Here is an 11,678-nt window from a genome sequence, read left to right as displayed (position 1 = left end):
GGGGCGCCGCCGCTACGCCCGCGACCGCAGGCAGGCGCACGCGGCGCCGGGTACGCCGTACTCGTTCTCGCCGGGGGCGGCGGGGGCGCCGCTGCGGGTGAGTTTCCCGTGTCCGACGTGCCATCAGCGGATCAGGGTGCCGGTGCGGGGGCGGGTGCGGGCGCGGTGCGGGTTGTGCCGGACGGTGCTGGAGTGCGACACGTAGAGCGGGTCACAGCCGTTCGACGACGGTGACGTTGGCCTGTCCCCCGCCCTCACACATCGTCTGCAACCCGAACCGCCCTCCCGTGCGTTCCAGTTCGTGCAGCAGCGTCGTCATGAGCCGCACCCCGGTCGCCCCCAGCGGATGCCCCAGCGCGATCGCGCCCCCGTTGACGTTGACCTTCTCCGGGTCGGCCCCGGTCTCCTTCAGCCACGCCAACACCACCGGTGCGAACGCCTCGTTGATCTCGACGAGGTCGATCTGATCCAGCGTCAGACCCGTCTTCTTCAGGGCGTGGGCGGTCGCCGGAATGGGTGCCGTGAGCATCCGGATCGGGTCCTCGCCGCGCACCGAGAGGTGGTGGACGCGGGCGCGGGGCGTCAACCCGTGTTCCCGGACGGCGTGTTCGGAGGCGATGAGCATCGCGGCGGCGCCGTCGGAGACCTGGGAGGAGCAGGCGGCGGTGACGGTCCCGCCGTCGATGACGGGCTTGAGGGCGGCCATCTTCTCGGCGGAGGTGTCCCGCCGGGGCCCCTCGTCGGTGTCGACCCCGTTGCAGGGCACGGTCTCGCGCGCGAACCGCCCTTCGTCGATGGCCCGTACGGCCCGCCGGTGGGAGGTGAGCGCGAACTCCTCCTGGTCCTCCCGGCTGATCCCCCACTTCGCGGCGATCATCTCGGCGCCCGCGAACTGGTTGACGGGCCGGTTCCCGTACCGCGCCCGCCACCCCTCGCTGCCCGCGAACGGCCCCTCGGTGAAGCCGAGTTCGACGGCCGCCTGCCGGGTCGCGTAGGCGATCGGGATCTGCGTCATGTTCTGCACGCCGCCCGCGACCACGAGGTCCTGCGTCCCGGACATGACCCCCTGGGCGGCGAAGTGCAGGGCCTGTTGGGAGGAGCCGCACTGCCGGTCGACGGTCACCCCGGGCACCTCCTCGGGGAGACCGGCGGCGAGCCAGCAGGTCCGGGCGATGTCCCCGGCCTGCGGGCCGACCGCGTCCAGGCAGCCGAAGACGACGTCCTCGACGGCGGCGGGGTCGACGCCGGTGCGCCGCATCAGCTCTTTGAGGACATGTGCCCCGAGGTCGGCCGGGTGGACGGCGCCGAGTCCTCCCTTCCGCTTCCCGATCGGCGTGCGGACCGCTTCGACGATGTATGCCTCGGCCATGACGGACTCCCTGGCGAACTCCCCGGTGGACGGCGGGCCGCAGCACCATACCCACCAAGCGCTTGCTAGGGAAGGCACATGCTCAGTGGTGCCCGCCCCGCGTCAGTTCCTTGTACTCCTTCTCCGTCGGTTTCTCGATCCGCGCCTCCGGCCCGAACATCGCCGTCGCGAGCCGCGCCCGCACCCGCTGCACGACGCTCACCTTCCGCCGGACCCCGTTGTGGTCGACGAGCGCGCCGATCTCGTACGGCTTCGGCTGGTCGTGCTGGGTGAGGGTGTGCAACTGGGCCCGGCCGAGGGGTTCGTGGACCTCGATGTACTCGCCGTGCGGGAGGAGTTTGAGCGTGCCGGTCTCCCTGCCGTGCAACACCCGCTCCCGGTCGGCGCGTTGGAGGCCCATGCAGATGCGTTTGGTGAGGATGAAGGCGAGGACGGGGACCACGAAGACGCCGACGCGGACGAACCAGGTGATGTGGTTGATCGACAGGTGGAGGTGCGTGGCGACGATGTCGTTGCCGCCGCCGATCAGCAGGACGCCGTACAGGCTGAGCCAGGCGACGCCGAGTCCCGTACGGACGGGGACGTTCCGGGGCCGGTCGAGGAGGTGGTGCTCCCGTTTGTCGCCGGTGATCCACGCCTCGACGAACGGATAGACGCCGAGGGCGACGAGGATCAGCGGGAACAGCGTGAAGGGGATGAAGACGCCCAACTGGAGTGTGTGGCCCCACCCGTCGATCTCCCAGGCCGGCATCACGCGGATCAGCCCCTCGGAGAACCCGAGGTACCAGTCGGGCTGCGCGCCGGTCGTCACGAGGTCGGGGCGGTAAGGGCCGAACGCCCACACGGGGTTGATGGTGGCGAGGCCGCCCATCAGCGCGAGCACCCCGAAGACGAGGAAGAAGAAGCCGCCCGCCTTCGCCATGTACACCGGCATGAACGGCATCCCGACCACGGACTTCTGCGTCTTGCCGGGGCCGGGGTACTGCGTGTGCTTGTGGTAGAAGACCAGGATCAGGTGGGCGACGACCAGGCCCAGCATGATGCCGGGCAGCAGCAGGATGTGGATCGGGTAGAGCCGCGAGATGAAGTCGACGCCGGGCCACTCGCCGCCGAACAGGAAGAACGAGATGTATGTCCCGACGACCGGGATCGCGAGGATCGCGCCGTCCGCGAACCGGAGACCGGTGCCGGACAGCAGGTCGTCCGGCAGCGAGTAGCCGGTCAGCCCCGTGATGATCCCCAGGAACAACAGGGTCCACCCGAACAACCAGTTGAGCTCACGGGGCTTGCGGAACGCGCCGGTGAAGAACACCCGCATCATGTGGATCAGCATCCCGGCGACGAACACCAGCGCCGCCCAGTGGTGGATCTGCCGGATCAGCAGACCGCCGCGGACGTCGAAACTGATGTCCAGCGTCGACCGGTACGCCTCGGTCATGCTGATGCCGTTGAGCGGGGTGTAGGTGCCGTTGTAGACGACCTCGGAGCTGCTGGGGTCGAAGAACAGCGTCAGGTAGACACCGGTCAGGATCAGCACGATGAAGCTGTAGAGGCAGACCTCTCCCAGCATGAACGACCAGTGGTCCGGGAACACCTTCCGCAGGTTGGCCTTGGCCAGGGAGTAGATCCCCAGCCGTCCGTCGGCCCAGTCGGCGAAACTCTCGCCCTTGCCCTTGCTGTCCGCGCGTTCCCCGTCAGCCATGCACCACAGGGTGACACGCACACCGCTTCCCGCCAACAGCGCGTCCACAACAGGAAGTTGATGTTACGTCAGAGGCGCGAGCAGCCTCGCGAGGGAGTCCCGGGTCCCGCAGCAGCGGGGTGAGACACGGCTCGACCTCCACCTCGGAACCGCACACACAGTCCAGCACTTCACGGATCACCCGGGTGGGCAGCCCGGCGTCCAGCAGGTTGCGGATGCGGTGGACGACGACGGGTGCGTGCGCCGCGCGTCGAGCAGCCCCTGTTCCTCGCAGTACCTCAGCAGCCGCACGGTGGCCCCCTCGCATCGATCGCTGCGCCCATACGGCGACGAGGTCGCCATCGCGACGAAGACGGGCAACCTGCGCCCCAGCCCCACGGAGTGGATCCCCCTGGGCCACCCCGCCTACCTCCGCCAGCAGGCCGAACTGAGCCTGCGCCGCCTGCGCGCGGACCGCATCCCTCGCCGACCGCACCCACGAACCGGTCCTCGACCACACCGCCGCCCAAGGCATCGCCTTCATCCCCTACTTCCCGGCCTCCCTGGGCGACACGAACACAACCCCCCCAACTCTCCCTCACGGAGGACCAGTTCAAGCAGATCGGATGACCCCGGCGCTCCTCCCCTCCACCAGCCACTTCGAGAACTCCCCCACCAGCCGGTCGTACAACTCGTCGTCCGGCATCCTCCGGGGATCCGAACCGGCGTGAAAGAAACCGGCGTTGTCGACAACCCGCTTGTCCGGCACCGGCAGTTCGTCCAGCTTCCGCAGAAAGTCGAACTGTGAACTCCGGCGATTCCCGAACCCCACGAACTGCCAGAACATCGGAATCCGGGCGGCCTTGCAGAGGTACCGCTCGGCGGCGGGCCGGCTGGTGGGGCCGCCATCGGTCTGGAACACGACGAGGGCCGGATCGGTGGCGCCGCTGTCGAGGTAGTGATCGATGACCGCGTCCATGGCCAGGTGATAGCTGGTCTTCCCCATGTGCCCAAGCTTGGAGACGATCCGCTCGACAGCGCCTGCGTGCTCGTCCAACGCGAGTTCAGCCTCGGCGTCGATGTCGGTGGAGAACACCACCACCGGCACGATCCCGTCGTCGTCGAGATGCGCGGCAAGGCTCAACACCCGGTCGGCGAGGGCCTGTACGGTGCCGTTCTTGTAGTACGGCCTCATGGACCCGGAGTAGTCGACGACGAGGTACACGGCAGCGCGCTGGCCTGCGAGTCCGTACTTGTCGAGAGAAACGCCGGCGCGTTTGTAGAGGGAGACGAGCGCGGGGGCGGCTTCTTGAACCTTGCTGAGGCTGATCGCGACCATGCCGCTCACTCTAGACAAACGGCGGCGCCTGCCCATTCGTCCGGTCGGGGACAGGGCAGGCGCCGTCTGGTGTTCCGTACGCCGTTGTACGGGACGTCTATTGAGTGACCGTCAGACCATCAGCGAACGGTCCGTCGGCCGAATGGGAGCCGGCAGCTCGCTGGCCCCCGTAAGGAACCGGTCGCAGCCCCGCGCAGCGGACCGCCCCTCGGCGATCGCCCACACGATGAGCGACTGTCCGCGCCCGGCGTCACCGGCCACGAACACGCCCGGCACGTTGGTGGCGAACTCGGCGTCACGGGCGACGTTCCCGCGCTCGTCCAGTTCGAGCCCGAACTGCTCGACGAGCCCGTTCTCCCGGTCGGTCCCGGTGAACCCCATGGCCAGCGTGACGAGTTGGGCGGGAATCTTCCGCTCGGTTCCGGCCTTCTGCGTCAACTTCCCCTCGACGAACTCGACTTCGACGAGGTGCAGCCACTGCACGTTGCCCTCTTCGTCACCCTCGAAGTGCGTGGTGGAGACGGAGTAGACCCGCTCACCGCCCTCCTCGTGCGCGGAGGTCACCTTGTACAGCATGGGGAACGTGGGCCAGGGCTGCCCGGCCGAACGCTCCTCACCGGGCCGCGGCATGATCTCCAACTGCGTGACGGACGCGGCCCCTTGACGGTGCGCGGTACCGACGCAGTCCGCCCCGGTGTCACCACCGCCGATGACGACGACGTGCTTGCCCTCGGCGGTGATGGGGGAGACAACGTAGTCCCCCTCCTGCACCTTGTTGGCCAAGGGCAGGTACTCCATGGCCTGGTGGACGCCCTTCAACTCCCGCCCGGGGACGGGAAGATCGCGCGCGGTGGTCGCCCCGGCCGCGATGACGACGGCGTCGTACCGCTTCTTCAGGTCGGTCGCCTTGAGGTCGCGCCCGATCTCGATGCCGGTCCGGAACCGCGTCCCCTCCGCCCGCATCTGCTCGATGCGCCGGTTGATGTGCCGCTTCTCCATCTTGAACTCGGGGATGCCGTACCGCAGAAGCCCCCCGATCCGGTCGGCGCGCTCGTACACGGCGACGGTGTGCCCGGCGCGGGTGAGCTGCTGCGCGGCGGCGAGCCCGGCAGGTCCTGAGCCGATGACGGCGACGGTCTTGCCGGAGAGCCGCTCGGGCGCCTGCGGGGCGACGGTACCGGCGTCCCACGCCTTGTCGATGATGGAGACTTCGACGTTCTTGATGGTGACGGCGGGCTGGTTGATGCCCAGGACACACGCCGACTCGCACGGAGCCGGGCAGAGCCGCCCGGTGAACTCGGGGAAGTTGTTGGTGGCGTGCAGCCGCTCGGAGGCCGCCGTCCAGTCCTCGCGGTAGGCGTAGTCGTTCCACTCGGGGATGAGGTTCCCGAGGGGACAGCCGTTGTGGCAGAAGGGGATGCCGCAGTCCATGCACCGGCTGGCCTGCTTGCTGATGATCGGCAGCAGCGAGCCGGGGACGTAGACCTCGTTCCAGTCCTTGAGACGCACGTCGACGGGGCGGGACTTGGCGACCTCACGGCCGTGATTCAGGAAGCCCTTCGGGTCAGCCATTGGTCGCCGCCTCCATCATCTTCTCGGTGATCTCGGACTCGGAGAGTCCCGCCTGCTCGGCGGCGTCCTTGGCGGCGAGCACTGCCTTGTACGTGCTGGGGATGATCTTGCTGAAGCGCGCGGCCGACGCGTCCCAGTCGGCGAGCAGCTTCCCGGCGACCGTGGACCCGGTCTCCTCGGCGTGGCGGCGCACGACACCGTGCAGCCACTGCTTGTCGTCCGCCGACAGCTCCTCGACCGCGTCGAGGTTCCCGGCGTTGACGTTGTCCCGGTTCAGGTCGATGACGTACGCGATGCCACCGGACATGCCGGCCGCGAAGTTGCGTCCCGTCTCGCCGAGGACGACCGCGTGACCGCCGGTCATGTACTCGCAGCCGTGGTCGCCGACGCCCTCGGAGACGACCAGCGCGCCCGAGTTGCGGACACAGAACCGCTCGCCGGTGCGCCCGCGCAGGAACAGCTCCCCGCCGGTCGCGCCGTACGCGATGGTGTTGCCCGCGATGGTGGAGTACTCGGCGAGGTGGTCGGCGCCCCGGTCGGGACGGACGATCACCCGGCCGCCGGAGAGGCCCTTGCCGACGTAGTCGTTCGCGTCGCCCTCCAGGCGCAGCGTGACGCCGCGCGGCAGGAACGCGCCGAAGGACTGGCCGGCGGAGCCGGTGAAGGTGACGTCGATGGTGTCGTCGGGGAGCCCGGCGCCGCCGAACTTCTTGGTCACCTCGTGTCCGAGCATCGTCCCGACGGTGCGGTTGATGTTGCGGACCTTGATCTGTGCGCGCACCGGCTGCGCGGACGTCGCGTCGGTGGCGGCGAGGGCGTCGGCGGCGAGCTTGATCAGCTCGTTGTCGAGCGCCTTCTCCAGGCCGTGGTCCTGAAGGACCGTCTGGTGGCGGACGGCGCCCTCGGGCAGCGCGGGGACGTGGAAGAGCGGGGCCAGGTCGAGGCCCTGCGCCTTCCAGTGGTCGACGGCGCGCTCGACGTCGAGGACCTCGGCGCGGCCGACGGCCTCCTCGATCGTCCGGAAGCCCAGTTCGGCGAGGATCTCGCGGACTTCTTCGGCGATGAACTTGAAGAAGTTGACGACGTACTCGGCCTTGCCGGCGAACCGGTCGCGCAGGACGGGGTTCTGCGTGGCGATGCCGACGGGGCAGGTGTCGAGGTGGCAGACGCGCATCATGACGCAGCCGGAGACGACGAGCGGCGCGGTCGCGAACCCGAACTCCTCGGCGCCGAGCAGCGCGGCGATCACGACGTCACGGCCGGTCTTGAGCTGCCCGTCGGTCTGGACGACGATCCGGTCGCGCAGGCCGTTCAAAAGCAAGGTCTGCTGCGTCTCGGCGAGCCCCAACTCCCAAGGCCCACCAGCGTGCTTGAGGGACGTCAGCGGCGACGCGCCCGTACCACCGTCGTGCCCGGAGATGAGGACGACGTCCGCGTGGGCCTTGGAGACACCGGCCGCGACGGTCCCCACGCCGACCTCGGAGACCAGCTTCACGTGGATGCGGGCCTTCGGGTTGGCGTTCTTGAGGTCGTGGATCAGCTGAGCCAGGTCCTCGATGGAGTAGATGTCGTGGTGCGGCGGCGGCGAGATGAGGCCGACGCCCGGCGTCGAGTGCCGGGTCTTGGCGACCCACGGGTAGACCTTGTGGCCGGGGAGCTGACCGCCCTCGCCGGGCTTGGCGCCCTGGGCCATCTTGATCTGGATGTCGTCCGCGTTGACCAGGTACTCGGAGGTCACGCCGAAGCGGCCGGAGGCGACCTGCTTGATCGCGGAGCGGCGTGCCGGGTCGTACAGGCGCTCCGGGTCCTCGCCGCCCTCACCGGTGTTGGACTTGGCGCCCAGCTGGTTCATGGCGATGGCGAGGGTCTCGTGGGCTTCCAGCGAGATGGAGCCGTAGGACATGGCGCCGGTGGAGAACCGCTTGACGATGTCCTCGACGGACTCGACCTCGTCGAGGGGGATCGACGGCCGGCCGGAGTTGAAGCCGAAGAGGCCGCGCAGCGTCATGAGGCGCTCGGACTGCTCGTTCACGCGGTCCGTGTACTTCTTGAAGATGTCGTAGCGGCCGGAGCGCGTGGAGTGCTGGAGGCGGAAGACCGTCTCCGGGTCGAAGAGGTGCGGCTCGCCCTCGCGGCGCCACTGGTACTCGCCGCCTATCTCCAGCGCGCGGTGCGCCGGGGCGATGCCGGAGGCGGGGTACGCCTTGGCGTGCCGGGCGGCGACCTCCTGGGCGACGACGTCGATGCCGACGCCGCCGATCTTGGTGGCGGTGCCGTTGAAGTACTCGCCGACGAACGCGTCGTCCAGGCCGACGGCCTCGAAGACCTGGGCGCCGCGGTAGGAGGCGACGGTGGAGATGCCCATCTTGGACATGACCTTGAGGACGCCCTTGCCGAGCGCGTAGATCAGGTTGCGGATGGCCTGCTCGGGCTCGATGTCCGAGAGGAAGGTCCCGGCGCGGACGAGGTCCTCGACGGACTCCATCGCGAGGTACGGGTTGACGGCGGCAGCGCCGAAGCCGATCAGCAGGGCGACGTGGTGGACCTCGCGGACGTCCCCGGCCTCGACCAGCAGGCCCACCTGGGTGCGCTGCTTGGTGCGGATGAGGTGGTGGTGGACGGCGGCGGTGAGCAGCAGCGAGGGGATCGGCGCGTGCTCGGCGTCGGAGTGCCGGTCGGACAGGACGATCAGGCGGGCGCCGTTGTCGATGGCGGCGTCGGCCTCGGCGCAGATCTCCTCGATGCGGGCGGCGAGGGTGTCGCCGCCGCCGGAGACGCGGTACAGGCCGGAGAGGGTCGCGGCCTTGAAGCCGGGCATGTCGCCGTCGGCGTTGATGTGGATGAGCTTGGCCAGCTCGTCGTTGTCGATCACCGGGAACGGCAGGGTGACGGTACGACAGGAGGCGGCGCTCGGGTCGAGGAGGTTGCCCTGCGGGCCCAGGGAGGAGCGCAGGGAGGTGACGAGTTCCTCGCGGATGGCGTCCAGCGGCGGGTTGGTGACCTGCGCGAAGAGCTGCGTGAAGTAGTCGAACAGCAGGCGCGGGCGCGCGGACAGCGCGGCGATCGGCGAGTCCGTCCCCATGGAGCCGATGGGCTCGGCGCCGGCCTTGGCCATCGGGGCGAGGATGACGCGCAGCTCTTCCTCGGTGTAGCCGAAGGTCTGCTGGCGGCGGGTGACGGAGGCGTGGGTGTGGACGATGTGCTCGCGCTCGGGCAGGTCGCCCAGCTCGATCTCACCGGCCTCCAGCCACTCGGCGTACGGGGCCTCGGCGGCGAGGCCGGCCTTGATCTCGTCGTCCTCGATGATGCGGTGCTCGGCGGTGTCGACGAGGAACATCTTGCCGGGCTGGAGGCGGCCCTTGCGGACGACCTTCGCGGGGTCGATGTCGAGGACGCCGACCTCGGAGCCGAGGACGACGAGGCCGTCGTCGGTGACCCAGTAGCGGCCGGGGCGCAGGCCGTTGCGGTCGAGGACCGCGCCGACCTGGGTGCCGTCGGTGAAGGTGACGCAGGCGGGGCCGTCCCAGGGCTCCATCAGCGTGGAGTGGAACTGGTAGAACGCGCGCCGGGCGGGGTCCATGGAGTCGTGGTTCTCCCACGCCTCCGGGATCATCATCAGCACGGAGTGCGGGAGGGACCGTCCGCCGAGGTGGAGCAGCTCCAGGACCTCGTCGAAGGAGGCGGAGTCGGAGGCGTCGGGGGTGCAGATCGGGAAGATCCGCTCGATGCCCTTGTCGCCGAACAGGTCGGAGACGAGCTGCGATTCGCGGGCCACCATCCAGTTGCGGTTGCCCTTGACGGTGTTGATCTCACCGTTGTGCGCGACGAACCGGTAGGGGTGGGCGAGCGGCCACGACGGGAAGGTGTTCGTGGAGAACCGGGAGTGGACGAGCGCGACGGCCGAGGCGAAGCGGCGGTCGGAGAGGTCCGGGAAGAACGGCTCCAGCTGGCCGGTGGTGAGCATGCCCTTGTGGACGATGGTCCGCGCGGACAGCGACGGGAAGTAGACGCCGGCCTCGCGCTCGGCGCGCTTGCGCAGCGCGAACGCCTTGCGGTCGAGGACGATGCCCTCGGACTCGCCGTCGGTGACGAAGACCTCGCGGAAGGCGGGCATCGTGGAGCGGGCGGTGGCGCCGAGGAGTCCGGGGGCGACCGGGACCTCGCGCCAGCCGAGGACGGTGAGGCCCTCTTCGCCGGCGATCGTCTCGATCCGCGAGACGGCGGTGTCGGTGCCGTCCTCCGGGAGGAAGGCGATGCCGACGGCGTAGGAACCGGCGGCGGGCAGCTCGAAACCGGCGACCTCGCGGAAGAACGCGTCCGGGACCTGGGTGAGGATGCCCGCGCCGTCCCCCGAGTCGGGTTCGGAGCCGGTGGCGCCGCGGTGTTCGAGGTTGCGCAGAACGGTCAGCGCCTGCTCGACCAGCGTGTGGCTCGCCTCACCGGTGAGGGTGGCCACGAAGCCGACGCCGCAGGCGTCGTGCTCGTCGCGGGGGTCGTACATACCCTGCGCGGCAGGGCGAGCATCCATGAAGGACCAGTTTCGGCCATTCGCGGAGTGCTGGGACGGCTGGCGCGGCGTACGCATCGGCTCTCCCGTCGTCGTCTCAAGTGGCAATGTCTGCGTTGCCGAGGGACGACGTTGGCCCTCTGCGTAAGTGCAAAATTTCGTGCAGGTTACATGATGGGGCGGTTCTCGGGAAGTGGATACACCGTTCCAACATGCGGACGCCGTGGGGGTGCGGCGGGTGCCGCGCGAGGCGGCTGAAAATGTGTGGGGGCGAGCGGGACAGATCGGTGTCCGTCGACCCTGGGGGAGGTACGGAAGGGGCGTCTTCACCCGTCCCGCGCGTGAGCCGCGGGCGTCGTTGCCCACAGCGCTTACGGCTCATGCCCGGTGGTCACGCATTCGAAACCAGCGAGTAACGGCTATTTATACGGTCCCTCGCATAACTAGCAGCTCCACTATCCTACGGCCGTACCGAACAAAGTGCCCAGGACGTACGTCACACCCGCCGCCGCCCCGCCCAGCACCAACTGCCGCAGCCCGCTGTACCACCAGGTCCGCGCGGTCACGCGCGCGACGACGGCCCCGCACAGGAAGAGCCCGACGAGCGCGACGAGCACGGCCGGCCACAGCGCGCTCGCCCCCAGCAGATACGGCAGCACGGGCAGCAGCGCGCCCAGTGCGAACGCCCCGAACGACGAGACGGCGGCGACGAGCGGCGAGGGCAGGTCGGAGGGGTCGATCCCCAGCTCCTCCCGCGCATGGATCTCCAGCGCCATCTCGGGATCACGCGACAACTGCCGGGCGACCTCCTTGGCGAGCGGCGCGTCCACACCCCGCGCCTCGTACAGCGCGGCCAGCTCGGCCTCCTCGTCCGCCGGGTGACTCCTGAGCTGCCCGCGCTCGACGTCCAGCTCCGCCTCCACCAGCTCCCGCTGCGAGGCCACCGACGTGTATTCGCCCGCCGCCATCGAGAAGGCACCGGCCGCGAGCCCCGCGAGACCGGTGAGGACGACGGCCTGGTGCCCGAGGTCGCCGCCCGCGACGCCGGTCATCAGCGCGAGGTTGGAGACGAGTCCGTCCATCGCCCCGAACACGGCGGGCCGCAGCCAGCCGCCGTTGACGTCCCGGTGCGTGTGGTTGTCGCGGTGCGCCTCGTGCAGCGGCGCCTGGACGTCGATGAGAGCCATTCCGAGGTACCCCCAGGAAGCTA

General features: G+C 69.5%; 6 protein-coding genes and 1 pseudogene. 1 reads left to right on the top strand and 6 read right to left on the bottom strand.

Features of this window, described 5'->3' with window-relative positions; translation table 11 throughout:
• Positions 1–205 (top strand): annotated as a pseudogene (locus ACVNF4_RS11065) (hypothetical protein); the annotation flags it as partial.
• 6 nt (positions 206–211) lie between these two features.
• Here ACVNF4_RS11065 and ACVNF4_RS11060 read toward each other — a convergent pair.
• The 6 genes from ACVNF4_RS11060 to ACVNF4_RS11035 all read right to left on the bottom strand — a co-directional run bounded on the left by ACVNF4_RS11060 (position 212) and on the right by ACVNF4_RS11035 (position 11,655).
• Positions 212–1,369: an acetyl-CoA C-acetyltransferase gene (locus ACVNF4_RS11060; RefSeq protein ID WP_461802558.1), complete on the bottom strand. Its 1,158-nt coding sequence runs from the start codon at positions 1,367–1,369 to the stop codon at positions 212–214.
• An 82-nt stretch (positions 1,370–1,451) separates the two neighbouring features.
• Positions 1,452–3,071 carry a cytochrome bc1 complex cytochrome b subunit gene (gene qcrB, locus ACVNF4_RS11055; protein ID WP_461802557.1) on the bottom strand — a complete coding sequence of 540 codons (1,620 nt, stop codon included), beginning with the start codon at positions 3,069–3,071 and terminating at the stop codon, positions 1,452–1,454.
• Positions 3,072–3,663: 592 nt separating this feature from the next.
• Positions 3,664–4,389: a VWA domain-containing protein gene (locus ACVNF4_RS11050; RefSeq protein ID WP_461802556.1), complete on the bottom strand. Its 726-nt coding sequence runs from the start codon at positions 4,387–4,389 to the stop codon at positions 3,664–3,666.
• 111 nt (positions 4,390–4,500) lie between these two features.
• The gene (locus ACVNF4_RS11045; protein ID WP_461802555.1) at positions 4,501–5,961 is read right to left on the bottom strand and encodes a glutamate synthase subunit beta; all 1,461 of its coding nucleotides are present in this window, start codon (positions 5,959–5,961) and stop codon (positions 4,501–4,503) included.
• Positions 5,954–10,546, bottom strand: coding sequence for a glutamate synthase large subunit (gene gltB / locus ACVNF4_RS11040; protein ID WP_461802554.1), 4,593 nt, complete (start codon positions 10,544–10,546; stop codon positions 5,954–5,956). Before gltB ends, ACVNF4_RS11045 begins: the two co-directional genes overlap by 8 nt.
• Before the next feature lie 377 nt (positions 10,547–10,923).
• Entirely contained in the window at positions 10,924–11,655 is a 732-nt protein-coding gene (locus tag ACVNF4_RS11035) for a VIT1/CCC1 transporter family protein (protein WP_461802553.1), read from the bottom strand.
• Positions 11,656–11,678 lie beyond the last annotated feature (23 nt).

The sequence above is a fragment of the Streptomyces sp. S6 genome, assembly GCF_054880855.1.
The sequence above is the reverse complement of the archived record's forward strand: the minus strand, read 5'-3'. Positions and strand labels throughout refer to the sequence as shown.